The organism is Nonomuraea sp. B10E15, from assembly GCF_039871615.1.
Lineage (GTDB): Bacteria > Actinomycetota > Actinomycetes > Streptosporangiales > Streptosporangiaceae > Nonomuraea.
In genome coordinates this window covers 429,079-453,576 of the sequence record NZ_JBDPMB010000004.1, presented here as the reverse complement: position 1 = coordinate 453,576, position 24,498 = coordinate 429,079, and the positions used below count along the sequence as shown (strand labels likewise).

Below are 24,498 nucleotides of genomic sequence, written 5' to 3'. Positions count from 1 at the left end.
GTTGCGGTGCTTCCCCCCGCACCGACCTCTCTGCCATCTCTTACGGCACAGCACAGTGCACCGCACGCGCCGACGTGCGTTGCCGTCCGTCCTGGCCGGTCGTGAAGGCTCACGGGGTGCTCGCCGTGACGAGCGCGCTGCCGGCCGGGTTCCGTGGTTCGGAGAGTGGCCGGGTGCGCCCGGCAGATGTGCCTGACGGGATCGGCGCGTGCGGTGCGGGCACTGGCCCGGTGGGGCTTCATGGGCTCTGCGCTGGGCGGTCACAGGTCGGCTCGTGCAACAGCGGGGGGTTCGGTCTGCCCGCCTGGTCATGGGTGGAGTTGTGCTGAGTGGTCAAGGGGCCGCCTGGTCACGGGTTGAGCTGTGCTGGGCTTCCTGGCCGCACCGTGGTGGGGCGGTGGCGGTCAGTCGCGGGCCGGTTTGCGGGGGGTGAACAGGTCGGTGGTGGGCTTCGGCGCCGGGGCCTGGGCGGGCTCGAACGGCGCCCGGTACTCCGGCTCGCGAGGCTCCTCGATCTCCTCCGCCTGGGCTTCCTGGGCCCGCTGCGAGCGGCGTACGCGGGTGACCCGGAGGGTGACCAGGACGAGGGCGGCCAGAGCGGCGACGGCGATGTAGAGCCAGGCGGGCCAGGTCTCCGCCAGCGGGTCACGGTAGAGGGCCAGCGCCTCGGGCAGGCCTTCGGCGAAGGAGGGCAGGGTGATGTCGGACAGACCGGCGGGGGTCTGCCTGCCGGGTGCGCGCTGGGCGGAGCCGATCATGATGGCCAGCCCCGCGATCTGTCCCGTGGCCACGGCGCCGCCCGCGTACAGCGTGGCGATGGGCACCAGGACGAAGGTGCGCGGGCGCACCGAGCCCATGGCGAAGGAGACCGCCAGAGCGATGACGAGAGACAGGGCCAAGGGGAGAGGAAGCCCGTTGCCGAACGTCGTGATGTCGCCGGGCAGGCTCTCCTGCAAGAGCACGGCCGCCCCCAGCCCTGCCGCGCAGAACAGCCCTGCCAGCAGGCCGACGATCAGTCCGGACAGCAGGCCGGACCGCTTGTGTGACATCTCAGCCCCCCGAGAATCACGAATTTACTCCGACGAGTCGGGCACTTTACTCGAACCTCGCAAAACGCGCCCACAGAACGACGATTCACAGCGGGGCACCTGAAGTGGTCTAAACCAATTTGAGTCCGATAAGGTTCGTGGTTGAGGTACCAGCCCGCCATCATTTGTTCGAGGAGATCGGTTCCCGTGAGCATCCGAGTAGGCGTCAACGGCTTCGGCCGCATCGGTCGCAACTTCTGGCGCGCTGTCGCCGCCAGCGGCAAGGACATCGAGATCGTCGCGGTCAATGACCTGACCGACAACGCGACGCTCGCTCACCTGCTGAAGTACGACAGCATCCTCGGCCGGCTGCCCTACGAGGTGAAGGCCACCAGCGACGAGATCACCGTCGACGGCAAGACGATCAAGGTCTTCGAGGAGCGTGACCCGGCCAAGCTGCCCTGGGGTGACCTCGGCGTCGACGTCGTGCTCGAGTCCACGGGCCTGTTCACCGACGCCACCAAGGCCAAGGTGCACGCCGACAACGGCGCGAAGAAGGTCATCATCTCCGCGCCCGCGAAGAACGAGGACGTCACGATCGTCCTGGGCGTCAACGACGGCGCCTACGACCCGGCCAAGCACACCATCGTCTCCAACGCCTCCTGCACCACCAACTGCCTGGCGCCGATGGCCAAGGTCCTGCACGACACCTTCACCATCGAGAAGGGTCTGATGACCACCATCCACGCCTACACGCAGGACCAGAACCTGCAGGACGGCCCGCACAAGGACCTGCGCCGCGCCCGCGCCGCCGCGCTCAACGTGGTGCCGACCTCGACCGGCGCCGCCAAGGCCATCGGCCTGGTCCTGCCCGAGCTCAAGGGCAAGCTCGACGGTTTCGCCATGCGCGTGCCGATCCCCACCGGCTCGGCCACCGACCTCACCGTCGACGTCAGCCGCGAGGTCAGCGTCGACGAGGTCAACGCCGCCGTCAAGGCCGCCGCCGAGGGCCCGCTCAAGGGCATCATCAGCTACACCGAGGACGCGATCGTCTCCTCCGACATCGTCACCGACCCGGCCTCCTGCATCTTCGACGCCGGCCTCACCAAGGTCATCGGCAACCAGGTCAAGGTCGTCGGCTGGTACGACAACGAGTGGGGCTACTCCAACCGCCTCGCCGACCTGATCGAGCTGGTCGGCCGCGGCCTGTGATCCTGCGAGGGAGTGCCGTCGCCTGGAGGAGCGGCGGGAGTGAAGCGACCAGAGTGGGGGCCAGATTGGGGAAGGCGGCGGCATATGGCGACCGGGCCCGCCTCGCGGAGTGAGGCCATGAGCATGCGCACGCTCGACGATCTCGACGTGAAGGGCCGGCGCGTGCTCGTGCGCGCCGACCTCAACGTCCCCCTCGACGGGGAGAAGATCACCGACGACGGCCGCATCCGGGCGTCCGTGCCGACGATCAGCGCGCTGGCCGGCGCGGGCGCCAAGGTCGTGGTCTGCGCCCACCTGGGCCGGCCCAAGGGCCAGGTCACGCCGAAATACTCGCTGCGGCCGGTGGCCGGGCGGCTCGGCGAGCTGCTCGGCCAGGACGTGGCCTTCGCCTCCGACGTGGTCGGCGACAGCGCCCGCGGTTGTGTCGAGTCGCTCCAGGACGGTCAGGTCGTCCTGCTGGAGAACCTGCGCTTCGAGCCCGGCGAGGAGTCGAAGGACGACGCCACACGGCGCGCCTTCGCTGAGCGGCTGGCCGGGCTGGCCGAGCTCTACGTCGGGGACGGCTTCGGCGCGGTGCACCGCAGGCACGCCAGCGTCTACGACGTCCCCCAGCTGCTGCCGCACGCGGCGGGCGGGCTGGTCGTGGCCGAGGTCGAGGTGCTCAAGAAGCTGACGCAGGAGCCCGAGCGGCCCTACGCGGTCGTGCTGGGCGGCGCCAAGGTCTCCGACAAGCTGGATGTCATCGCCAACCTGCTGACCAAGGTCGACCGGCTGCTCGTCGGCGGCGGCATGGCCTACACCTTCCTCAAGGCGCAGGGCCACGAGGTGGGCAGGTCGCTGCTCCAGGAAGACCAGCTCGACCAGGTCCGCGGCTTCCTCGACGAGGCCGCCGAGCGGGGCGTCGAGCTCGTCCTGCCGGTCGACGTCCTGGCCGCCGTCACCTTCGCCGCCGACGCAGAGCACGAAGTGGTCGGCGCCACAGCGATTCCGGCCGATCGGGAGGGTCTCGACATCGGGCCGAGAACGCGCGAACTGTTCGCGAGCAAGCTGGCCGACGCCAAGACCGTGTTCTGGAACGGCCCGATGGGCGTGTTCGAGTTCGACGCGTTCGCGGGTGGCACGAGGGCCGTGGCCGAGGCCCTGATCGCCCGGACCGGCGAGGGCGCCTTCACCGTGGTGGGCGGCGGTGACTCGGCGGCGGCCGTGCGCAGGCTGGGGCTGCCGGAGGACGGGTTCTCGCACATCTCCACAGGTGGCGGTGCCAGTCTCGAATATCTTGAGGGCAAGACCCTTCCCGGACTCGCGGCTCTGGAGGCGTGACGTGACCACTCGCAAGCCGCTCATCGCCGGCAACTGGAAGATGAACCTCAACCACCTCGAGGCCATCGCGCTGGTCCAGAAGCTGGCCTTCGGGCTCAGCGACAAGGACTTCGACAAGGTCGAGGTCGCCGTCCTGCCGCCGTTCACCGACCTGCGCAGCGTCCAGACCCTGGTCGACGGCGACAAACTGCGCATCGTCTACGGCGCCCAAGATCTCTCCGAGCATGACGCCGGGGCCTACACCGGCGAGGTGTCGGGCGCCATGCTGGCCAAGCTGGGCTGCACGTACGTCACGATCGGACACTCCGAGCGGCGGCAGTACCACGACGAGGACGACGACCTCGTCAACGCCAAGGTGCAGGCCGCCTACCGGCACTCGCTCACGCCCATCCTGTGCGTGGGCGAAGGGCTGGAGGTGCGTCAAGAGGGCGGCCACATCGCGCACAGTCTTGGCCAACTCGACGGTGCGCTGCGCAAAATCACGGCCGAGCAGGCAAAATCGATAGTGGTGGCCTACGAACCGGTGTGGGCGATCGGCACCGGCGAGGTGGCCACCCCGGAGGACGCTCAGGAGGTCTGCGGAGCTTTGCGAGTGAGACTCGCTGAGCTCTACGACTCCGAAGTGGCCTCCGCGGTCCGTATCCTTTACGGTGGCTCGGTCAAGTCAGGCAATATCGCAGGGATCATGGCTCAGCCCGATGTCGATGGCGCGCTCGTTGGTGGCGCGAGCATCGACGCCGGGGAGTACACGAAGCTCTGCCGTTTCTCCGATATGCCCGGCTAACTGAGCCGTTCTGGGGGTGCGACTTGACATCAGGCCGTACCCTCAAGAGGCAAGTCTGAATCGTCACGCGTAACAGAGCATTGAAGGAACAGGCATACCGTGGAACTCGGAATCTCTATCGCCCTCATCCTGGCGAGCCTTCTCATGATCCTGCTCGTCCTGATGCACAAGGGTAAGGGCGGCGGCTTGTCCGACATGTTCGGCGGCGGGTTCTCGTCGAACTTCGGTGGTTCCTCGGTGGTGGAGCGCAACCTCGACCGGCTGACCGTCATCACCGGCATCATCTGGTTGGTCTGCATCATCGCTCTCGGCCTGCTTCTGCGGCCCTGAGCAAGCAAGTCAACGCGTGACAGTGATTCTCCCCCCGTGTCTGCGCGCGGGGCGATCGAGCGAGGAGTTCATCCGTGGGTAGTGGCAACGCGATCCGTGGCAGCCGAGTCGGCGCCGGCCCTATGGGGGAGGCCGAGCGCGGCGAGGCAGCTCCGAGAGTGCGGGTCTCGTTCTGGTGCGCCAACATGCACGAGACGCGCCCCAGTTTCGCCAGTGACGCGGCGGTCCCCGAGCTGTGGGACTGCCCGCGGTGCGGCCTCCCAGCCGGACAGGACGAGGAGGCGCCGCCTGCCCCGCCCAAGAACGAGCCGTACAAGACGCACCTGGCCTACGTGAAGGAGCGCAGGAGCGACAAGGACGGCAAGGCGATCCTCGAGGAAGCACTGGAGCGCCTGCGCAGCAACAAGTCCCCCTGGTAGGCGTGTCAGCGGAAGGGCCCCGGCGTCGTGCGGGGGCCCTTCCGCCGTTCCCGGCCCCGGGCTCGTCAGCCTCGTTCGTGGACCGGCTCGCCGTCCACGAACGTCATGCGCACCCGCGTCGTCCAGAGGTCGCCGGGCGGCAGTTCGAACGGGTCCCGGTCCAGGACCACCAGGTCGGCGGGGCGCCCCGGTTCGACGACGCCCGCCGGGGAGCGGTTGATCCAGGCCGAGCCCGCCGTGTAGGCGGTCATGGCCGTCGCCAGGTCGAGGCGCTGGCCGGGCAGGAACGGGGTCTGCGCGGTGGGGTAGCCGGCGTGCACCGAGCCGCCCGGCTCCGTACGGTTCACCGCGACGTGCATGCCCTGGAGCGGGTCGGCGTCCGACACCGGCCAGTCGCTGCCCGCGCAGCACCGGGCGCCGTGCGCGACCAGGTCGGCGAAGGGATACTGCCACGACGCGCGCGGTTCGCCCAGGAACGGCAGTGTCAGCTCGTCCATCTGCGCGTGGTGGGTGGCCCAGAGCGGCTGCAGGTTGGCCGTGACGCCCAGGGCGGCGAAGCGCGGCACGTCGGAGGGCTCGATGATCTGCAGGTGGGCGATGTGGTGGCGGTTGGCGGGGTCGGTGCCCTCGAAGCCGTCGAGGGCCTCGCGTACCGCCCGCTCCCCGATGGCGTGGACGTGCACCTGGAAGCCGTGCCTGTCCAGCTCGGCCACGTAGCGCTTGAGCTCGACCGGGTCCACGTAGGACAGGCCCGTGCCGCCGCACAGGCAGTACGGCTCCAGCGTGGCCGCGGTGAAGTTCTCTGTGATCCCGTCCTGCATGATCTTGACTGAGGTGGCGCGGAACCGGTCGAGTCCGCCGGCTGCGGCCCGCCGCTCGATCAGGCCGGGGATCTGGTCCAGGCCGCGCGTCCTGTCCCACCACAGGGCACCCACCACGCGGGCCCGCAGCAGGCCGGAGCCGGCCGCCGCCACATAGGTGGGCAGCTGGTCGTCGGAGCCCGCGTAGGAGCCCACGATGGCGTCCTGCCAGCCGGTGATGCCCAGCGAGAACAGGTGTTCCTGTGCCCGTGCCAGCGCGTCGAGCAGATCCTGGGCGGACGGGCGCGGGGTGAGCAGGCCGACGAGCTCCATCGCGCCCTCGTGCAGGACCCCGGCGGGCACGCCGCCGGCGTCGCGCTCGATCCGGCCGTCGGGCGGGTCGGGGGTGGCGGCGGTGATGCCGGCCAGTTCGAGTGCCCGGCCGTTGACCCAGGCGGCGTGGTGGTCGCGCTGGATGAGGTACGCGGGCCGGTCGAGGAAGTCGAGCTGGTCGCGGTGGGGGAGCCCGTTCGGAAATGCCGACATATCCCAGCCGCCGCCATCAATCCACGCTTTATCCGGATTTGTCGCAGCATAAGCGGCGATCATTTCGACATACGCGTCAAGTCCGAGTACCTCGGACAGATCGCACTTCGCGCGTTCGAGGCCCGCCTGCACCGGGTGCATGTGCGCGTCGATGAACCCCGGCGTCAGCAGCCCGCCGTCCAGGTCCACGGTCTCGTGGGGCGGACGTGCCAGGTCGCGCTCGGGGCCCACCGCGGCGATCACGCCGTCGCGTACGAGCACCGCCTCCGCCACAACGCCGTGGGGCGTGAAGACGCGGCCCCCTCGGAAGAGGACGTTCATGGGGTCTTCCTCTCTCGGCAGGTCGTCCGGCGCCCGTCGTGCCGCCACGCGGCGTACCCCGATGAGCGCAGGTGCCGCTAGATAACGTGATAAACCGGCACATATCCCGATGAAACACTTCGTTAGCGGTGGTGTAACAGCCACCAGGCATGCTCGTCGCATGGGATTCTTGCGCATCCGGACCACGGTGGACGAGCGACCCGGACGGCTGGCGTCACTGGCGGCGGCCCTGGCCGACAGGGGCGGCAACATCCTCGGGCTGAGCGTCCAGCCCGACACCGACGGCACCGTCGACGAGTTCGTCGCCGACATCCCCGCCCACCCCGAGACCGTGCGCCAGGCTCTGGAGGCGGCCGGTGGCCGCCGGGTCCAGGTGGTCCCCGCCACGGCCCACGAGCTCACCGACGAGCCCACCAGGGCCCTGCTGCTGGCCTCCCGGCTACGCTCGATGCCGTGGCGGCTGCCCGAGCTGCTGGCCGAGCTGCTGCGCGCGGACGACGCCCGGTGGATCTATGGTGAACCCGTGCCTGATCTTCCCGACCCCACCCTGCTCGTCGTGCCCGTGGCCGCCCGGCGCGCGGTCAGGTTGCGCCGCGGCGAGTTGCCCTTCACCTCGACCGAGGCGGCGAGGGCGGCCGCGTTCGCCCGGCTCGCCCAGCCGGCGGCCGAGCGGGAGGGCGCCGAGCGCGGGATCAAAGTCGCCGACGGGGTGGAGGTCACGGTCCGCCCGCTCACCTCGATCTACCGCGAGGCCGTACGCGACCTGCATGACCGGTGCTCGCCGGAGTCGCGCAGGTTCCGCTACTTCACCGCACTGCCGGTGCTGCCCGAGCGCGTGTTCGACCGGATGTGCGACAGGAATCGGGGGCATTCGCTGGTCGCCGGGCACGACGGGCAGGTCGTGGGGCTGGCGAACCTCATGTTCACCGCCGATCCCGGGAGCGCCGAGATGGCCGTCCTGGTCGAAGACCGCTGGCAGGGGCGCGGTCTGGGCGCGGTGATGGCCAGGATGCTGGTGCACGCGGCCCGTGACCTCGGATACGCCGAGGTCAGGGCCACCATGCTGGCCGACAACGCCAGGATGCGCAGGCTCCTGATCTCTCTGGGCGCCACGCTCGGCTACACCGAGGACCCGGGCGTCGTGGCCGCCCGGCTGCCCGTGGGCGCGATGGCCTCAGCCTAGGCCCTCTTCCTCCTGCGGCCTCGTGGCCGGCGGCTGGACGCCCTGGATGCCCAGGTGGCGTTCGATGCGCTCCAGGCTCTCCTGGATCTGCGCGAGCCGTTCGTTGAGGGCGGCGCCGCCGGAGTGGAACATCTCGCCGGGGCGTTCCCTGGAGCCGCGGCCCACCCGGTCCAGCAGGCGCTGGCGTACGTCGGCCAGGTCCGCGCCGGCGTCCACGAGCGCCTGGGCGGCCAGCCCTTCGCCCTCCCTGATCAGCCCGAGCAGGATGTGCTCGGTGCCGATGTAGTTGTGGCGCAGCTGCAGCGCCTCGCGCAGCGACAACTCCAGCACCTTCTTGGCGCGCGGCGTGAACGGGATGTGCCCGCCCGGCGACTTCGCGCCGCGGCCCCGCACGCGCTCGACGAGGGCGCGTACGGGGTCCAGCTCCACGCCGCAGCCGTCGAGCACGAGGGCGGCCAGCCCTTCGCCCTCGTGGATGAGGCCGAGCAGGATGTGCTCGGTGCCGATGCGGTCGTGGTCCAGCCTCCGCGCCTCCTCCTGAGCGAGGACGATGACCCTGCGCGCACGGTCGGTGAAGCGCTCGAACACCGGATGTCTCCGTTCGACTCGGGGCTGTTTCCACTATGCGCTACAAACCCGCGGATGTGGGGTATTTGTCCTGTGTGGATCTTGACGAGGTGGCCGGCCGGCTCTACGCCCTGCCGCCGTCCGAGTTCACCGCCGCCCGCGCGGACGAGGCCCGCGCGGCCAAGGACGCGGGTGACGTGCGCCTGTCGCGCGAGATCGCCAAGCTGCGCAAGCCGACCGTGTCCGCCTCGGCGGTGAACAGGGTCGCCCGCGAGCACCCCGGCGAGCTGGGCGAACTGCTGGAGGTGGGGGAGCGGCTGCGGGCGGCCTGGGAGGAGCAGGACGCCGCCGCGCTGGCCGAGCTCACTCGCCGCCGCGGCGAGGTGACGCGTACGGTGGGCAGGCTCGTCAGGCAGGCCGGGGACCTGTCGGCGGCGGCGTCCGCCGAGGTGGACCAGACCCTGGACGCCGCGATGGTCGACGCCGGCGCGGCCGCGCAGGTGCGGCGCGGTACCCTGGCGAAGCCGCTCAGCTACAGCGGTTTCGCCCCCGCTCCGGTCCCGCGCGAGCGGCCGGCGGGCCGCAGGAAGCCGTCGCCCGACGAGCAGGCCGCCCGGGCGAGGGAGCGCGAGGAGGCCGAGGCGAAGAAGGCCAGGGAACGCCAGGAGGCCGAGGCCGCGCACCGCGAGTGGCGCGAGGCGCTCGATGCGGCCGCGAAGGAGCACGACGAGCGCGCGGAGAAGGTCGCGTCGCTGGAGCGCAAGCTGGCCAAGGCACGCGGAAGGCTGGCCGACAGCCGGCAGCGGCTCGAGGTCGCCCAGCGCGAGGAACGGCACGCGCGCCAGCGGCTGGAGCGCTGACCTGCCGGAAGGCTCCGCGGGCCGGCGGCTGAGGCGCTGAGCGGCGAGGAGGGCCCCGAGTGGAGCGCCGGCCTGCGGGGCGGACGTTCCTGGGCGGCTTGTAGCGTGGAGAAAACGCTGCGCACCACCCAGGAGTGGCGATGAGCTGGACTCCCGCCTCGATGCCCGCCCTCGCGGGCACGACGGCCATCGTGACCGGCGCCAACACCGGCATCGGCAAGCCCACCGCCCTTGAGCTGGCCAGGCACGGCGCCCACGTGGTCGTGGCGGCGCGCGACCCGGACAGGGGGGCCGCGGCCGTCGCGGAGATCCGGCGGGCCGCCCCCGGCGCGCACGTCGGGTACGGGCGGCTCGACCTGGCCGACCTGGCCTCCGTCCGGGAGTTCGTCAAGGAGTTCGCCACCGGGGTCGAGCGGCTCGACCTGCTGGTGAACAACGCGGGTGTCGGCATGGTCCCCAGGCGGGAGACCAGGGACGGGTTCGAGCTGCAGCTCGGCACCAACCACCTGGGCCACTTCGCGCTCACCGGGTTGTTGCTGCCGCTCCTGCTAGCCGCCCCCGCCGCCCGCGTGGTGACCGTTGCCAGCGACGCGCACGTCGCGGGCAGGATCGACCTGGACGACCTGGGCATGCGGCACGATTACGGCAGGATGGCGGCCTATGCCCGCTCCAAGCTGGCCAACATGCTCTTCGCCCTCGAGCTCCAGCGCCGCGCCGAGCGGGCCGGCGCGGGTCTGATCAGCGTCGCCACCCATCCGGGCATGACCGCCACGGGCATCTTCGGCACCGGGCTGGTCAAGCCTGTCGTGAACCTGCTGATGAAGCGGCCCGAGCGCGGCGCCGTGTCCTCGCTCTACGCCGCGGCCTCGCCGGACGTCCGCGGCGGCGAGTACATCGGCCCCACGCTCAGGCGGCTCACGCCCTCCGCGACGGCCAGGTCGCGGGAGCTCGCCCGGCGGCTCTGGGAGGCTTCCACGGAGCTGACGGGCGTGCGTTTCGAGGAGCTCGCCCCCGGCTGACGTCAGCGGGCGGCTCGGGCCAGGTGGGCGCAGACGGGAAACCCCTCCAGCGCGTACGGGGCCGCGAGCCGGGCGTAGTGGGCCTTGACGCGCTCGACGGTCTCCCGCGGTTGCCGGGAGATCACCGCGAAGCGCGGGCCGCCCGCCTGGACGATGTCGTCCCACCAGGAGCCGGGGTCGGCGCGGTGCCGCCACCGCAGGGTGTCGACGGCCGTCTTCCTGAAGCCCGCCGCCCGCAGCAGCGCGGTGAAGCGCGGCGGCGTGTCGTGGGCCGTGAAGGGGCGTGGCGGAGGGTCGTACGGGACGCCGGCGGCGGCGGCGGCGTCGGCGAGGACGCTCGTGGCGGTCATCTCGTCGGACTTTCACCAGGACAGGGCGATCGTGCCGCCCGGACGCAGCACGCGGTGCAGCTCGCCGAGCGCCGCCGCGGTGTCGGGCACACGATTGATGACGAAATTTCCCGCTATGGCGTCGAATGCTTCGTCCGCGAACGGCAGGTCGGGCAGCGCGGCCGCCCGTACCGTCGCGTGCGGGTGGCGGCGGGCGACCAGCTCCAGCATGCCGGGATCGGGGTCGACGGCGGTGACCTCGATGCCCAGCGCGAGCGCCGCCGCCGTCACCACGCCGGTGCCGCAGCCGACGTCCAGCAGTCGCGGCGCCCTGGTCTCGCGGGCCTGAGCGAGCAGGGGCGCGACGGTGTGCGCGCTGAGGCGGGCGAAGCCGCGCTCGTACGCTTCGGCGTTGCTCACGGATCTCACCCTAACGCGGAAAACTAACATTCTGATGTGAAATTTCGTGCCAAAGTCTGTTTTCCCCTGTGAAGCCGCTCGTACTGTCGTCGTCATGACCATCGACGCCTTCATCGACGCCCTGCCCAAGGTCGAACTCCACGTGCACCTGATCGGCTCGGCCTCCGTCGCGACCGTGCTGGAGCTCTCGCGCCGCCACCCCGGCGGCGAGGTCCCCGCTACGGAGGAGGAACTGCGCCGCTTCTACGCATTCCGCGACTTCCCCCACTTCGCCCAGGTGTACGGCGCCGTCAACTCGCTCGTACGCGAGCCGGAGGACGTGGCCACGCTCGTGCTCGGCCTGGCCCGCGACCTCGCAACCCAGGGAGCCCGCTACGTCGAGCTGCAGGTCACGCCCTACGCCCACCACGTCGTCGGCATGCCCAGGCGCGAGGTGACCGAGGCCCTGGACCTGGCCGCCCGCCGGTCGCCGGCCGAGTACGGCGTGGAGGTGGCCTACATCTTCGACATCCCCGGCGAGTACGGGGAGGAGGCCGCCAGGGTCACCGTCGAGCACGCCCTGCAAGAACCTCCCGCCGCGCTGGTAGGTTTCGGCATCGGCGGGATCGAGCAGGAGCGCCCGAAATATCGTGACGCCTACCGTTCGGCCTTCTCGGCGGCGCGCGCGGCCGGACTGCACAGCGTCCCGCACGGCGGCGAGATGAGCGGGCCGGAGACGATCTGGGAGGTCATCGAGGGCTACGGCGCCGAACGCATCGGCCACGGCATCACCTGCCTGGCCGACGACCGCCTGGTCGCCCACCTGCGCGACACGCAGATCCCCTTGGACGTCTGCCCCACCTCCAACCTCCGCACCGGCCAGGTCGCCCGCATAGAGGACCACCCGCTGCCACGGATGCTGGAGGAAGGCCTGTACGTCACGCTCAACAGCGACGACCCGCCCATGTTCGCCACCACCCTGGCCGAGGAGTACCGGCTCGCCGCCGACGTCTTCGGACTCGGCGCTCCCGAACTGGCCCACCTCGCCCGCAACGGCGTCCGGGCCTCCTACCTGGCCGAGGAGCGCAAGCAGGCCCTGGTGGCGGAGATCGACGCGCTCGTCGCGGCCGGCTGACCGGACGGCGACCGCCCGGCCCACGGCGAGCGCCGCCGGCTCACGGGAGAGACCGGTGGCAGGGCCCGCGGCTCACGGCGCGGTCGCCGGCGGAACTGCTGGGCTACGGCGAGGCCATACGGCCGAGCCCCGGCGGGATCTTGCCGGCCGCCGCCCGGTCCAGGAGGAACAGGGTGCGCCCCCGGCCCCTGGCGCCCGCCGCCGGCACCTGCACGTGCCCCGAGTCGGACAGGGCCAGGCGTACCGCCCCCGACTTCTCCTCTCCGGCGGCCACCACCCACACCTCGCGCGCGGCCTGGATGGCGGGCAGCGTCAGGGAGATGCGCGTGGGCGGCGGTTTCGGCGAGCCGTGCACGGCCACCACCGGGCGCGTGTCGTAGAGCGCGGGCATGCCGGGGAACAGGGAGGCCACATGGGAGTCGGGGCCCATGCCGAGCAGCATCACGTCGAAGCTCGGCACCGGCCCGTGATCCTCCGGCCTGGCGGCCTTGCGCAGTTCGGCGGCGTAGGACTCGGCGGACTCCTCGGCCGTCATGCCCGCGTCGGGGCCGCGCATGACGTGCACCCGCTCCGGGTCGACGTCGACGTGGTCGAGCAGCGCCTCGCGGGCGCCGGTCTCGTTGCGTTCCCTGTCGCCCGCGGGCACGAACCGCTCGTCGCCCCACCAGACGTCCAGGCGCCGCCAGTCGACCGCGTCGCGCGCGGGCGTCGCGGCGATGGCGGCCAGCGTGGCGATGCCGACCGTGCCACCGGTCAGCACGATGGACGCCGCCCCCTTGGCCGACTGCACGTCGACCAGCCGGCTGATGATCCGCGCCGCCACGGCCTTGGCCAGGACGTCGGCGTTGCGGTGTACGACAACATTGGGCACGCTCACGAGCACTACTCTCTCACCAGGATCAGCAGGAAACCCCGGACGGCCGGAGCCGCCCGGGGAGGCAGGGTCATCCCTTGTACGTGCGGGCGAAGTGCTTGACCGCGGCCTCGTAGACCTCGTCGCTGTCGAGCCTGCGCAGCTCCTCGGCCAGCAGCTCGGAGGTGTGGCGCCGGGCCAGCGCCACGTTCCTGTCGGGCTGCCCCGGGCGCGACAGCGTGGCCAGGCGGGCGTCGCTCCGGCAGATGGACAGCTCGCCGTCGTCCAGACGCAGCCGCACGGACGTCAGGCCGGGGCCGCCCGAGTCGGCCACCTCGATCGGCGCGCCGAGGCGCTCCGACAGCCAGGAGGCCAGCAGCGGCGCGCTCGGGTGACCCTTCGCGCTCTCCACGACCCCCTCGTGCACCCGGCCCACCGGCTGGTCGAACGCGGCGGCCAGCAGGCTGCGCCACGGCGTCACCCTGGCCCACGACAGGTCGGTGTCGCCGCGGGCGTACCCCTTGGCCCTGGTCACCAGCGACTGGATGCCGCCCTCGTCCAGGCCCTTGGCGTCGGTGATGCGCCGCTGCGCCAGAGCCCCGATGGAGTCCTTCGACGGCACCTCGGGCGCCGCGCCCGGCCACCACACCACGACCGGGGTGTCGGGCAGCAGCAGCGGGCTGACCACGGAGTCGGCGTGCTCGGTGAGCTCGCCGTACAGGCGCAGCACCACGACCTCGCCGGGCGTGGACTCGCCGATGCGCAGCTCGGCGTCGAGCCTGATCGGCTCGTCCTCCTCACGCTTGATCACGACGATGATGCGGGAGGGGTGTTCGCGGGCCGCCTCGGTGGCGGCGCGCAGGGCGTCGTACTGGTGGCGCTCCTCGCAGACGACCACGAGCGTCAGCACCATGCCGATGGCGGGCGCGCCCATCTGGTGGCGCAGGTGCATGAACTGCGCCGAGATCTTGCCCGCCGTGGTGTCGGACAACATGAAGGTCGTCACGGGCGCTCCTCCGTCGGTCTCGCGGCGACAGCCGTACCGGATGTGTCAACGCGTCCGCTCACTAGAGCCTCCTCCAGACGCGGCCGTCGCGGGCCATCATCGCATCGGCCGACTCCGGCCCCCACGAACCCGACTCGTAGCCCTCCGGCTGGCCCTGCGTGGCCCAGAACTCCTCGATCGGGTCGAGGATCTTCCACGACAGCTCGACCTCCCGCTGGTGCGGGAAGAGCGGGGGATCGCCGATCATCACGTCGAGCAGCAGCCGCTCGTACGCCTCGGGGGACGACTCGAGGAACGACTCGCCGTAGGCGAAGTCCATGGAGACGTCGCGCACCTCCATGGCCGTGCCCGGCACCTTGCTGCCGAACCTGACGGTGATGCCCTCGTCCGGCTGGACCCTGATGACGAGCGCGTTGTGGCCGAGTATTTCGGTGTCGTCGGCGCTGAAGGGCAGGTGCGGCGCCCGCTGGAACACCACCGCGACCTCCGTCACCCGGCGGCCCAGGCGCTTGCCGGTGCGCAGGTAGAACGGCACGCCCGCCCACCGCCGGTTGGCGATCTCCAGCTTGATGGCGGCGTACGTCTCCGTGGTGGACGCCGACGAGATGCCGTCCTCCTGGAGGTAGCCGACGACCTTCTCGCCGCCCTGCCAGCCCGCTTTGTACTGCCCGCGCGCGGTGTTGAGCCCGAGGTTGGCCGGCAGCCGCACGGCCTTGAGCACCTTCTCCTTCTCCCGGCGCAGCGCGGAGGCGTCGAACGAGGTCGGGTCCTCCATCGCGACCAGCGCGAGCAGCTGGAGCAGGTGGTTCTGGATCACGTCGCGGGCGGCGCCGATGCCGTCGTAGTAGCCGGCCCGCCCCCCGATGCCGATGTCCTCGGCCATCGTGATCTGCACGTGGTCGACGAAGCTGCGGTTCCAGATCGGCTCATAGAGGTTGTTGGCGAACCGCAGCGCCATGATGTTCTGGACGGTCTCCTTGCCCAGGTAGTGGTCGATCCTGAAGATCGAGCTCTCCGGGAAGGCGGAGGTGGTGATCTCGTTCAGCTCGTGCGCCGAGCGCAGGTCGTGACCGAACGGCTTCTCGATGACCACCCGCCGCCACGAATCCTCGGGCGCGTCGGCCAGCCCTGTCCGCTTGAGCTGCTCGACCACCACGGGGAAGAACTTCGGCGGCACCGAGAGGTAGAACGCGTAGTTTCCGCCGGTGCCCCGTGTCTCGTCGATCTCGTTCAAGGCCATGGCCAGCGCGTCGAACGCCCCGTCGTCGTTGAACTCGCCGGGCACGAAGTGGATGCCCTCACGCAGTTGCTTCCATACCTCCTCGCGGAAGGGCGTCCTGGCGTGTGCCTTGACGGCGTCGTGCGTCAGCTGGGCGAAATCCTGGTCCTTCCAGTCGCGCCTGGCGAACCCGACCAGCGAGAAGCCGGGCGGCAGCAGCCCTCGGTTCCCCAGGTCGTAGATCGCCGGCAGCAGCTTGCGCTTGGCCAGGTCGCCTGTCACGCCGAACAACACCATCACGCACGGTCCGGCCACCCGGGGCAGCCGCTTGTCACGCGGGTCGCGCAGCGGGTTGGCCGCCAGGACTTCCATGGTGGTGGAGGTGCCCGCGGCCGAGGTGGCCACCGTGGCGGCCTCCTCCGCGGGTGCTGCCGGGTCTGTCATCTCAAGCCTCCTGTGCGGCTGCGAGCAGGTGCGCGACTCCCGCCGCGCGGTCGGTCAGATGCAGGCGTACGGCGGGACGCCCGCGGGTCTCCACGGCGCCGAGGTCACCGAGAGCCTGCGCCAGCTGGAGCCGGCCCAGGGTGTACGGCCGCCCGGGGACCGGGACGTCCTCGGCCACCGCACCTGTGATCATCAGGAACACGCCGTTCGGGGGGCCGCCCTTGTGATACTGGCCGGTCGCGTGCAGACAGCGCGGGCCCCAGCCGAAGGTCACCGGCCGGTCGGTACGCAGCGCGAGCAGCGCCCGCAGCGTCGCCGCGTCGGCCATCATCCAGGCGTCGGTCATCTGCTCGAAGTCGGCCCCGTCGGGCACCGGAGCGTCGAACGCGGCCAGCCGGTCGAGGTAGGCCATGATCGACAGATATCCGCCGGCCGGAACGGTGTGCAGCAGCTCGGCGAACAGCCCGGGCAGGTCCTTGGCCGTGACCCCGCCGTACACCTCGACGGGGCCGTCGGTGAACGCGGGAGCGCCGGTCGGCAGGTCGGGCAGGGCCAGCAGCGCGAGGGTGCCGTCGCGCGCGCCGGCCTCGTCGGGCCGGTCGAACGGGTCGACGTCCAGCGCCAGGCCGGCGACGGCGGCGGCATATTCCCACACCGGGAACTGCGCGCCGAGGGGCCCGTCGACGCGCACGTCGCCGACGTCGGACTCGATGGCGACGACGAGTTCGTCGCCACTGCGCCGGGGGTCGGCGCCGACGACGGGGAGGATGCCCCTGCCCCGCTTGCCGGTGGACCCCGCGACGAGCTCCTCGATCCAGCCGGGCAGCCCGGCGATGGCCGAGAGCTGGTCTTCGAGCAGCAGCTTGTCGCGCCCGCCCAGCGCCGCGCCGCCGAGCGCCGCCCCCAGGTCGAGCCCGGGGTTGCCGGAGTCGAGGGACAGCAGCGGCAGCGCCTGCTCGGCGTCGTCGAGCAGCCGCTCCACGCGGGCGCCCGCCAGCGCGCAGGCCACCAGCGTGTACGCCGACAGCGCCGGAGCACGGCCGCCCGCGACCGGGGCGGCCGGCACCACCTGGTGGCCGCTCTCACGCGCGCGCCGCTCCAGCGGCGAGCCAGGGCCGGTGACCACCACGATGCGCCCGGCCGGCGCGATGCCCGCGTCGGTGAAGTGACGTTCGTAGATCCGCAGCAGGCAGTCGGTCTCCAGGGCCGAGCCGCCCGCGTCGGCGACGACCACGATCGTGGCGTCCGGCGGCTCGGCGAGCGCGCGGCGCACCTGCCCGGGGTCGGTCGTGTCGAGAACGGTGAGCGGCACGTCGTCGGTGTCGCAGATCACCTCGGCGGCGGCGGGCGAGCCGCCCGCCCCCGCCAGCACCACGTTCGTCAGTCCCTGCGCGCGTGCTCGCTCGGCGAGCCTGCCCAGCTCGGGCAGCAGCTCGCGCGAGGCGCGGGACGGCGTTCGCGGGCGCGCAGGGCGGCCCCGACCGGCCTGCGCGCCCGCATCGGCGTCCTCACCCCACAGCGTGGCGTCGCCGGCGGCGAGCCGCGCGGGCACGCCGCCGGCGACGAGGCGCCCCGCGAGGGAGGCGGCGGCGGACGCCACCTCCTCATCGCGGCAGGAGACCTTCATCACGGGACCAGGTTCTTGGTGACGCTCTCGAGCAGCTCGTTCCAGGACGCCTCGAACTTGTCGACGCCCTCGTCCTCCAGGACCTTCACCACGTCGTCGTAGTCGACGCCGGCCTCCTTGAGCGCGGCCATGGTGTTCCAGGCCTGCTCGTAGAAGGGGCGCACGGTGTCGCCCGAGACGTTGGCGTGGTCGGCCGTGGCGTCGAGCGTCTTCTCCGGCATCGTGTTGACGGTGCCGGGGACGACGAGCTGGTCGACGTAGAGGGTGTCGGAGTATTCGGGGTTCTTCACGCCGGTCGAGGCCCACAGCGGCCGCTGCGGGCGGGCGCCCGCGGCGCGCAGCCGCTGCCAGCGCTCGGAGTTCATCACGTCCTCGAACGCCGCGTACGCCAGGCGCGCGTTGGCCACGCCCGCCTTGCCCTTCAGCTCGGGCTTGCCGAGCTTGTCGAGCCGCTTGTCGATCTCGGTGTCGACCCGGCTGACGAAGAACGACGCCACCGAATCGATCTTGCCGAGGTCGAGGCCCTTGGCCTGCGCCGCCTCGAGACCGGCCAGCCAGGCGTCCATGACCGCGCGGTAACGCTCGAGGGAGAAGATCAGCGTGACGTTGACGCTGATGCCCTCCGCCAGCGCCTGCGTGATCGCCGGCAGCCCCTCGACCGTCGCCGGGATCTTGATGAACAGGTTGGGCCGGTCGACCAGCCACCACAGCGCCCGCGCCTCGGCCACGGTCTTCTCGCTCTCGCGGGCCAGGCGCGGGTCGACCTCGAGCGACACCCGGCCGTCCACGCCGCCGGTGGCGTCGTAGACGGGGCGCAGCACGTCCGCGGCCCAGCGGATGTCGTAGGTGGTGATGGCGCGTACGGCCTCGCCCACGTCGACGCCGCGTACGGCGAGGTCGTGCAGCTGGGCGTTGTACGCGTCGCCCTTGCTGAGCGCGTTGGCGAAGATCGTGGGGTTGGAGGTCACCCCGACGACGTTCTTCTCGCGGATCAGCTGCTCGAGGTTGCCGGTGCGCAGGCGCTCACGGCTGATGTCGTCGAGCCAGATGGCGACGCCCTGGCCGGACAGCTTGTTCAGGATCTCACTCATGTTCGTTCAGTTTCCCGTCGTCTCGCCCTTTTCCCGGCCAAGCTTGGCCAGGCTCGCATGTGCCGCCGCGGCCACGCGCTCCGCCGTCAGCCCGAACTGCTCGTACACGGTCCTGTACGGGGCCGACGCGCCGAAGTGTTCGAGGCCGACGACCTCGCCGCACTCGCCGACGAACTGGTGCCAGCCGAGAGCGACGCCCGCCTCGACCGCGACCCGGGCCCGGATCGACGCAGGCAGGACCGTCTGCCTGTATGCGATGTCCTGCCCGTTGAACCATTCGACACACGGCATCGACACCACGCGCGTCGGGATGCCCTGCGCCTCCAGCAGGTCGCGGGCGTTCACCGCGATCTCCACCTCGCTGCCCGTGGCGATGAGCAGGACCTGGGGCTGGCCGTCGGAGGCCTCGCGCAGGACGTAGCCGCCCCTGGCCACGCCCTCGGCGCTGGTGCCCTCGAAGACGGGCAGGTTCTGCCTGGTCAGGGCCAGGGCCGCGGGCCGGTCGGTGTGCTGGAGCACCGCCTTCCACGCGTACGCGGTCTCGTTGGCGTCGGCCGGGCGGACGACGTCGAGGCCGGGGATCGCGCGCAGCGCCCACAGGTGCTCGATCGGCTGGTGCGTGGGGCCGTCCTCGCCCAGGCCGATGGAGTCGTGCGTCCACACGTAGGTGACCGGCAGCTTCATCAGCGCGGCCAGGCGCACCGCCGGCCGCATGTAGTCGGAGAAGACCAGGAACGTGCCGCCGTAGGGGCGGGTGCCGCCGTGCAGGGCGATGCCGTTGAGAATGGCGCCCATGGCGTGCTCGCGGATGCCGAAGTGCAGCGTGCGGCCGTAGCGGTTTCCGGGGAATTCCTTGGTCTGGTATTCCTCGGGGATGAAGGACGGCTCGCCCTTCATGGTGGTGTTGTTCGACTCCGCCAGGTCGGCCGAGCCGCCCCACAGCTCGGGCAGCACCGGCGCCAGCGCGTTGAGCACCTCGCCGGAGGCCTTGCGGGTGGCCATCGAGGCGCCCGCCTCGAACGACGGCAGCGCCCCTGCCCAGCCGTTGGGCAGCTGCCGCTGGGAGATGCGGTCGAGCTCCTCGGCCCGCTCGGTGTCGGCCGCGCGCCACTTCGCGTAGCCCTTCTCCCACTCCGCGTGCTCGGCGCGGCCTCGCTGGGCGACGGCGCGGGCGTGCTTGAGCACCTCGTCCGGCACGTCGAAGCTCTTGGAGGGGTCCATGCCGAGGACTTCCTTGGTGGCGGCGACCTCCGCCTCGCCCAGGGCCGAGCCGTGGATCTTGCCGGTGTTCCGCTTGTTGGGCGCGGGCCAGCCGATGATGGTGCGCAGCCGGATGAACGACGGCCGGCCGGTCTCGGACCTGGCCGCCTGCAGCGCGTCGTAGAGCGCCTGGACGTCCTCGGCGTAGTCGCCGTTCTCGGTCCAGTCGACGCTCTGGGTGTGCCAGCCGTAGGCGTCGTAGCGGGCGACGACGTCCTCCGACTTGGCGATGAGCGTGTCGTCCTCGATGGAGATCTGGTTGTCGTCCCAGATGACGATGAGGTTGCCCAGCTTCTGGTGGCCGGCGAGCGAGCTGGCCTCGTGGCTGATGCCCTCCTCGATGTCGCCGTCGCTGACGAGGCACCAGATGTGGTGGTCGAACGGCGAGGCGCCCGGCTCGGCGCCGGGGTCGAACAGGCCGCGCTCGCGGCGGGCCGCCATCGCCATGCCGACCGCGTTGCCCAGACCCTGGCCGAGCGGACCCGTCGTGGTCTCGACGCCGGCCGTGTGGCCGTGCTCGGGGTGACCGGGCGTGAGGCTGTCCCACTGGCGCAGCCGCCTGAGGTCGTCGAGCGACAGGCCGTAGCCGGAAAGGAAGAGCTGGATGTAGAGCGTCAGGCTGGTGTGGCCGCATGACAGCACGAAGCGGTCGCGTCCGATCCATCCGGGATCGGTCGGGTCGTGGCGCATCACGCGCTGGAAAAGCAGGTAGGCGGCGGGGGCGAGGCTCATGGCGGTGCCGGGATGACCCGAGCCCGCCTTCTCCACTGCGTCCATCGCCAGGGCTCGAACGACGTCGACCGCCTTCTTGTCGAGGTCGGTCCATTCGAGGGCTGGCACGAGTTCGGTGCTCAAGTGCTCGATCTCCGGAATCTAGTTGTCATTGGTCACGCCGGTTTGGCTATCCCGCCCACAGGGACCCTAACCGAGTGGAGGTGACGATCAATTCCCGTTCCACCCCGGCGTCCCACGTGGGGCGCAAGCCCCCCCATTGGCCGGACCGGCCGACCCTGCGACTACAGTTTGGTTGTTCGCAGAGGCGTCACGGCGCCCACCCATGGATCCGCTCTAATCAGAGGTTACGCGTTGACCCCGCACAGGCTGGAAGCGCCTTGACGGTGCTCACCAACAGGCAGGCGACGGCCCCCTCCCCGAAGGTGGGCGAGCCGCGTTCGATCGGCATGATCGTCAAGGCCTACATCGCGCTCACCAAGCCGCGGATCATCGAGCTGCTGCTGATCACGACGTTGCCCGTGATGTTCCTCGCGGCGGGCGGGTTGCCGCCGCTGTGGACGTCCGTCGCCGTCATGGTGTTCGGCACCCTGTCGGCCGGCAGCGCCAACGCGCTCAACTGCTACGTCGACCGTGACATCGACCAGAAGATGCGCCGCACCCGCCGCAGGCCGCTGGCCAGGCACCAGGTGTCGCCGCGCGCGGCGCTCGTCTTCGGCATCGTGCTCGGCGTGCTCTCCACCGTGGGCCTGTGGCTCACCACCAACGCGCTGGCCGCCCTGCTGGCCACCGGCGCGATCCTGTTCTACGTGCTGGTCTACTCGATGATCCTCAAGCGGCGCACCGCCCAGAACATCGTGTGGGGCGGCATCGCGGGCTGCATGCCGGTGATGATCGGCTGGGCGGGCATCACCGACCGGCTCGCCTGGGCGCCGCTGGTGCTGTTCGGGGTGGTGTTCTTCTGGACGCCGCCGCACACCTGGACGCTGGCCATGCGCTACAAGGAGGACTACGCGGCGGCCAAGGTGCCGATGCTGCCCGTGGTGGCCACCGAGCGGCGGGTCGTCCTGGAGTCCATCGCCTACACGTGGGCGACCGTGCTGTGCTCGCTGGCGCTGTGGCCGGTGGCCGGCACCACGTTGTTCTACCCCGTCGTGGCGGCCGTGCTCGGCGCCGTGTGCCTGTGGGAGGTGCACCGCCTGCTGGGCCGGCTCAACGCCGGCAAGAGCGGTGTCGCCCTGCGCCCGATGCGGTTCTTCCACTGGTCCAACGCCTACCTGGCGCTGCTTTTCCTCGCGGTCGCGATCGATCCGCTGCTCGCCTGAACGCTCCGCCCGGCCGTTGCGCCGGGCCCTTCCCGGTCTTTATAGTGCACATATGAATAGCTCTTCAGGTGTTATCACGGGTCTGGACGGCTGCACGGTGCAGGAGCCGGACGCCGCCAGGGTCGCGGCCACCCGCGACCGGCTCGTGACGCCGGAAGAGGCCACCCGGCTGGCCGAGCTGTTCCGCCTGCTCGGAGACCCGACCCGGGCCCGGTTGCTCTACGCCCTGCTGGAGGCGGGGGAGTTGTGCGTGTGCGACCTGGCCGACGCCGTCGAGGTGACCGACACGGCCGTCTCCCACGCGCTGCGCCTGCTGCGTACGGCGGGGATCGTGGCCAGCCGCAGAGCCGGACGGATGATCTACTACCGGCTGGCCGACGCCCATGTCCGCATGCTGCTCGACCTGAGCCGGGAGCATCTGAAGGAGACCGGATGAGCGGAGATCATCACGGTCGGGGGCCCGGTCATGGGCACGGGCCCGGACATGGGCACGGCCACGCGTTGAGCGCGAACGCCGACCGGCGTTATCTGGCCGGGGCGCTCGCGCTCATCGTCGGCTACATGGTCGTCGAGGTGATCGCCGGTGTGATCGCCAACTCGATCGCGCTGATCTCCGACGCCGCCCACATGCTGACCGACGCGACCGCCATCGCGCTGGCCCTGCTCGCCATGCGCATCGCCGCCAGGCCGGCCAGGGGCGCCTACACGTTCGGCTGGAAGCGGGCCGAGATCCTCTCCGCGCAGGTCAACGGCGTGACGCTGCTTCTGCTCGTGGCCTACTTCGTCTACGAGGGCGTGCGCCGGCTCATGGAGCCGCCCGAGGTGTCGGGGCCCGTCGTCGTGTTCACCGCGCTGGCGGGCATCGCCGTCAACGCGCTGGCCGTCTGGCTGCTGTCCAGGGCCGACCGGCGCAGCCTCAACGTCGAGGGCGCCTTCCAGCACGTGCTCAACGACATGTACGCCTTCATCGCCACGGCGGTGGCGGGTGTCGTGGTCTGGCTGACCGGCTTCCGCCAGGCCGACACGATCGCCGCCCTGGTGGTGGCCGCCCTCATGCTCAAGGCCGGCTGGGGGCTGCTGCGCGACTCCGGCCGGGTGCTGCTGCAGGCGGCGCCGAGCGGGCTGGACCCCGACGAGATCGGCGGTGTGCTGGCCGCCGACCCCGACGTCGAGGAGGTGCACGACCTGCATGTCTGGGCCGTGACGAGCGGCTATCCCACGCTGTCGGCCCACGTGATCGTGGCGGAGGGCTCCGACTGCCACGACGTACGCACGCGCCTCGCCCGCCTGCTGCACGAGCGCTTCGAGATCGGCCACACCACGCTCCAGGTCGACCACGGCACGCCCGGCCTTGACCCGCACTGCTCCGACCCGCACGGACCCCGGCACTCTGATCCGTTAAGGTCACCCTATGGCGACCCGTGATCCACGCTGGGTGTTCAAGGACCGCCCATCGTTCGCGTTGATCATCGGGCTGGTGCTCACCGGCATCTGCGCCCTCGTCTCGTTCTCGTTCGACGTGGTGTTCAACGGCGCGCCGGTGCAGTTCTTCATCGCCCTCATGCTGGCGCTGGCGCCGGTGCCGCTGCTGCTGGCCGCGGTGCTGGCGCTCGACCGGATGGAGCCGGAGCCGCGCAGCAACCTGATCTTCGCGTTCGCGTGGGGCGCGGGCATCGCGGTGCTGGTCGCCGGCGTGGTCAACTCGCTCAACCTGCACTACATCATCGACACCGCCCGCCTGTCGGAGGCCAGTGCCCGCAACATCGCGGCCACGTTCGGCGCGCCCGTGGTGGAGGAGACGATGAAGGGCCTGGTGCTGCTGGGCCTGCTCAGGTTCCGCAGGGCCGAGCTCGACGGGCCGACCGACGGCGTCATCTACGCGAGCATGGTCGGCCTCGGCTTCGCCATGAGCGAGAACGTCAGCTACTACATCGCCGCGCTGTCCGGTTCGGGCGTCAAAGGGCTGGCGGTCACGGTGGTGCTGCGAGGCATCCTGTCGCCGCTCGCGCACCCGCTGTTCAGCTCCATGATCGGCGTCGCGGTCGCCTACGCGGCCCAGCGCGGCGGCGGCGATCGGATCTTCCCCGTCCTGGCCGGCTGGTCGGCCGCGATGATCCTGCACGGCCTGTGGAACGGCCTGGCCTCCTACGGCGGCTTCCCCGGGCTCGTGGTGGCCTACCTGACGCTGCTGGTCGTGCTGGTCGTGCTCATCGGCGTGGTGTTCAGGGACCGGCGGCGCATCGTCGCCCTCATCCAGCGCTATCTCCCGCCGTACGAGCCGACCAAGCTGGTCACCCAGGCCGACATCTACATGTTGTCGGCGTTCACCCGGCGGCGGCAGGCCAGGCAGTGGGCCAAGGCCCACGGCGGCAGGCGGGGGCTGCGCGCGATGCGCGACTACCAGCTGGCCGCCACCGAGCTGGGCCTGCTGCATGAGCGGGCGGCCCGCCACGTGGTCGACGAGCAGACCTTCCACGAGGAGCAGCGGGCGCTGCTGGAGTGCATGAGCACCGCCAGGGCGGACTTCCCGGCGCGGTCGATGCCCGCCGGCTCGGTCGCCAGGGGCTCACCGCCGCCGGGCTACGCTCCCGGCGCTCCCGGCTGAGGCGACGTCGCGGAGCGGTGGTGTGCGGAGCGCGGCGGACGTTTCCGTGCAAATCACGCGCGCGTCGGGGCGGGGGAGTGGCGG

23 protein-coding genes and 1 pseudogene are annotated in these 24,498 nt (G+C 71.2%); 13 read left to right on the top strand and 11 right to left on the bottom strand.

Annotation, left to right across the window (positions count from 1 at the left end):
- Positions 1-404: 404 nt before the first annotated feature.
- Complete coding sequence (locus tag ABGB14_RS17730; RefSeq protein ID WP_347644748.1) at positions 405-1,049, bottom strand: hypothetical protein; 645 nt, start codon at positions 1,047-1,049, stop codon at positions 405-407.
- Between the two features lie 186 nt (positions 1,050-1,235).
- On the opposite strand from ABGB14_RS17730, the gene gap reads away from it, so the two are divergent.
- The 5 genes from gap to ABGB14_RS17705 all read left to right on the top strand — a co-directional run bounded on the left by gap (position 1,236) and on the right by ABGB14_RS17705 (position 5,093).
- Complete coding sequence (gene gap, locus ABGB14_RS17725) at positions 1,236-2,240, top strand: type I glyceraldehyde-3-phosphate dehydrogenase (protein ID WP_347644747.1); 1,005 nt, start codon at positions 1,236-1,238, stop codon at positions 2,238-2,240.
- Positions 2,241-2,363: 123 nt separating this feature from the next.
- On the top strand, positions 2,364-3,560 hold the full coding sequence (locus ABGB14_RS17720) for a phosphoglycerate kinase (protein WP_347644795.1): 1,197 nt from the start codon (positions 2,364-2,366) through the stop codon (positions 3,558-3,560).
- A 1-nt stretch (position 3,561) separates the two neighbouring features.
- The gene (gene tpiA / locus ABGB14_RS17715) at positions 3,562-4,344 is read left to right on the top strand and encodes a triose-phosphate isomerase (RefSeq protein ID WP_347644746.1); all 783 of its coding nucleotides are present in this window, start codon (positions 3,562-3,564) and stop codon (positions 4,342-4,344) included.
- A gap of 99 nt (positions 4,345-4,443) precedes the next feature.
- Positions 4,444-4,674, top strand: a complete 231-nt coding sequence (gene secG, locus ABGB14_RS17710; protein ID WP_347644745.1) for a preprotein translocase subunit SecG — start codon at positions 4,444-4,446, stop codon at positions 4,672-4,674.
- Between the two features lie 74 nt (positions 4,675-4,748).
- Positions 4,749-5,093, top strand: coding sequence for an RNA polymerase-binding protein RbpA (locus tag ABGB14_RS17705; protein WP_132632554.1), 345 nt, complete (start codon positions 4,749-4,751; stop codon positions 5,091-5,093).
- Positions 5,094-5,158: 65 nt separating this feature from the next.
- Here ABGB14_RS17705 and ABGB14_RS17700 read toward each other — a convergent pair whose 3' ends face one another.
- The gene (locus ABGB14_RS17700; RefSeq protein ID WP_347644744.1) at positions 5,159-6,760 is read right to left on the bottom strand and encodes an amidohydrolase family protein; all 1,602 of its coding nucleotides are present in this window, start codon (positions 6,758-6,760) and stop codon (positions 5,159-5,161) included.
- Between the two features lie 160 nt (positions 6,761-6,920).
- Here ABGB14_RS17700 and ABGB14_RS17695 point away from each other — a divergent pair, with 160 nt between their 5' ends.
- Positions 6,921-7,943 (top strand): GNAT family N-acetyltransferase, encoded by a 1,023-nt coding sequence (locus ABGB14_RS17695; RefSeq protein WP_347644743.1) that lies wholly within the window; start codon positions 6,921-6,923, stop codon positions 7,941-7,943.
- Between the two features lie 171 nt (positions 7,944-8,114).
- Here the strand turns inward: ABGB14_RS17695 and ABGB14_RS17690 are convergent.
- Positions 8,115-8,531: pseudogene (locus ABGB14_RS17690) on the bottom strand (Clp protease N-terminal domain-containing protein); the annotation flags it as partial.
- Positions 8,532-8,605: 74 nt separating this feature from the next.
- Between ABGB14_RS17690 and ABGB14_RS17685 the strand changes: the two are divergent.
- Both ABGB14_RS17685 and ABGB14_RS17680 read left to right on the top strand, forming a co-directional pair.
- Entirely contained in the window at positions 8,606-9,370 is a 765-nt protein-coding gene (locus tag ABGB14_RS17685; protein WP_347644742.1) for a hypothetical protein, read from the top strand.
- Positions 9,371-9,510: 140 nt separating this feature from the next.
- Positions 9,511-10,389 (top strand): oxidoreductase, encoded by an 879-nt coding sequence (locus ABGB14_RS17680; RefSeq protein ID WP_347644741.1) that lies wholly within the window; start codon positions 9,511-9,513, stop codon positions 10,387-10,389.
- A gap of 2 nt (positions 10,390-10,391) precedes the next feature.
- Here the strand turns inward: ABGB14_RS17680 and ABGB14_RS17675 are convergent, their stop codons facing one another.
- Entirely contained in the window at positions 10,392-10,739 is a 348-nt protein-coding gene (locus tag ABGB14_RS17675) for a hypothetical protein (RefSeq protein WP_347644740.1), read from the bottom strand.
- Between the two features lie 12 nt (positions 10,740-10,751).
- Positions 10,752-11,138, bottom strand: coding sequence for a class I SAM-dependent methyltransferase (locus ABGB14_RS17670; RefSeq protein ID WP_347644739.1), 387 nt, complete (start codon positions 11,136-11,138; stop codon positions 10,752-10,754).
- A gap of 94 nt (positions 11,139-11,232) precedes the next feature.
- Between ABGB14_RS17670 and add the strand changes: the two genes are divergently transcribed.
- Positions 11,233-12,252 carry an adenosine deaminase gene (gene add / locus ABGB14_RS17665; protein WP_347644738.1) on the top strand — a complete coding sequence of 340 codons (1,020 nt, stop codon included), beginning with the start codon at positions 11,233-11,235 and terminating at the stop codon, positions 12,250-12,252.
- A 103-nt stretch (positions 12,253-12,355) separates the two neighbouring features.
- Here add and pgl read toward each other — a convergent pair whose 3' ends face one another.
- From pgl to tkt, 6 genes are all read right to left on the bottom strand, one after another.
- Complete coding sequence (gene pgl / locus ABGB14_RS17660) at positions 12,356-13,129, bottom strand: 6-phosphogluconolactonase (protein ID WP_347644737.1); 774 nt, start codon at positions 13,127-13,129, stop codon at positions 12,356-12,358.
- A gap of 67 nt (positions 13,130-13,196) precedes the next feature.
- Complete coding sequence (locus tag ABGB14_RS17655) at positions 13,197-14,111, bottom strand: glucose-6-phosphate dehydrogenase assembly protein OpcA (protein WP_347644736.1); 915 nt, start codon at positions 14,109-14,111, stop codon at positions 13,197-13,199.
- A 61-nt stretch (positions 14,112-14,172) separates the two neighbouring features.
- Entirely contained in the window at positions 14,173-15,702 is a 1,530-nt protein-coding gene (zwf, locus tag ABGB14_RS17650) for a glucose-6-phosphate dehydrogenase (protein ID WP_347644794.1), read from the bottom strand.
- A gap of 73 nt (positions 15,703-15,775) precedes the next feature.
- Positions 15,776-17,401, bottom strand: coding sequence for a glucose-6-phosphate isomerase (locus ABGB14_RS17645; RefSeq protein WP_347644793.1), 1,626 nt, complete (start codon positions 17,399-17,401; stop codon positions 15,776-15,778).
- Positions 17,401-18,492, bottom strand: coding sequence for a transaldolase (tal, locus tag ABGB14_RS17640; RefSeq protein WP_347644735.1), 1,092 nt, complete (start codon positions 18,490-18,492; stop codon positions 17,401-17,403). The genes ABGB14_RS17645 and tal overlap by 1 nt, the downstream gene beginning before the upstream one ends.
- Positions 18,493-18,498: 6 nt before the next feature.
- On the bottom strand, positions 18,499-20,607 hold the full coding sequence (gene tkt, locus ABGB14_RS17635; protein WP_347644734.1) for a transketolase: 2,109 nt from the start codon (positions 20,605-20,607) through the stop codon (positions 18,499-18,501).
- Between the two features lie 257 nt (positions 20,608-20,864).
- Here tkt and ABGB14_RS17630 point away from each other — a divergent pair, with 257 nt between their 5' ends.
- The 4 genes from ABGB14_RS17630 to ABGB14_RS17615 are packed head-to-tail and all read left to right on the top strand — an operon-like array spanning position 20,865 to position 24,414.
- Positions 20,865-21,809 carry a heme o synthase gene (locus ABGB14_RS17630; protein WP_347644733.1) on the top strand — a complete coding sequence of 315 codons (945 nt, stop codon included), beginning with the start codon at positions 20,865-20,867 and terminating at the stop codon, positions 21,807-21,809.
- 52 nt (positions 21,810-21,861) lie between these two features.
- Positions 21,862-22,245: a metalloregulator ArsR/SmtB family transcription factor gene (locus tag ABGB14_RS17625; protein WP_347644732.1), complete on the top strand. Its 384-nt coding sequence runs from the start codon at positions 21,862-21,864 to the stop codon at positions 22,243-22,245.
- Positions 22,242-23,234 (top strand): cation diffusion facilitator family transporter, encoded by a 993-nt coding sequence (locus tag ABGB14_RS17620; RefSeq protein ID WP_347644731.1) that lies wholly within the window; start codon positions 22,242-22,244, stop codon positions 23,232-23,234. Before ABGB14_RS17625 ends, ABGB14_RS17620 begins: the two co-directional genes overlap by 4 nt.
- Positions 23,221-24,414 (top strand): PrsW family intramembrane metalloprotease, encoded by a 1,194-nt coding sequence (locus tag ABGB14_RS17615; protein ID WP_347644730.1) that lies wholly within the window; start codon positions 23,221-23,223, stop codon positions 24,412-24,414. The genes ABGB14_RS17620 and ABGB14_RS17615 overlap by 14 nt, the downstream gene beginning before the upstream one ends.
- Positions 24,415-24,498: the final 84 nt, after the last annotated feature.

Coding starts and splice junctions, on each gene's coding strand:
- ABGB14_RS17730 (WP_347644748.1), bottom strand. CDS start 1,049: ATGTCACACAAGCGGTCCGGCCTGCTGTCCGGACTGATCGTCGGCCTG.
- ABGB14_RS17720 (WP_347644795.1), top strand. CDS start 2,364: ATGCGCACGCTCGACGATCTCGACGTGAAGGGCCGGCGCGTGCTCGTG.
- ABGB14_RS17700 (WP_347644744.1), bottom strand. CDS start 6,760: ATGAACGTCCTCTTCCGAGGGGGCCGCGTCTTCACGCCCCACGGCGTT.
- ABGB14_RS17695 (WP_347644743.1), top strand. CDS start 6,921: ATGGGATTCTTGCGCATCCGGACCACGGTGGACGAGCGACCCGGACGG.
- ABGB14_RS17680 (WP_347644741.1), top strand. CDS start 9,511: ATGAGCTGGACTCCCGCCTCGATGCCCGCCCTCGCGGGCACGACGGCC.
- ABGB14_RS17675 (WP_347644740.1), bottom strand. CDS start 10,739: ATGACCGCCACGAGCGTCCTCGCCGACGCCGCCGCCGCCGCCGGCGTC.
- add (WP_347644738.1), top strand. CDS start 11,233: ATGACCATCGACGCCTTCATCGACGCCCTGCCCAAGGTCGAACTCCAC.
- zwf (WP_347644794.1), bottom strand. CDS start 15,702: ATGGAAGTCCTGGCGGCCAACCCGCTGCGCGACCCGCGTGACAAGCGG.
- ABGB14_RS17645 (WP_347644793.1), bottom strand. CDS start 17,401: ATGAAGGTCTCCTGCCGCGATGAGGAGGTGGCGTCCGCCGCCGCCTCC.
- tal (WP_347644735.1), bottom strand. CDS start 18,492: ATGAGTGAGATCCTGAACAAGCTGTCCGGCCAGGGCGTCGCCATCTGG.
- ABGB14_RS17625 (WP_347644732.1), top strand. CDS start 21,862: ATGAATAGCTCTTCAGGTGTTATCACGGGTCTGGACGGCTGCACGGTG.
- ABGB14_RS17620 (WP_347644731.1), top strand. CDS start 22,242: ATGAGCGGAGATCATCACGGTCGGGGGCCCGGTCATGGGCACGGGCCC.
- ABGB14_RS17615 (WP_347644730.1), top strand. CDS start 23,221: ATGGCGACCCGTGATCCACGCTGGGTGTTCAAGGACCGCCCATCGTTC.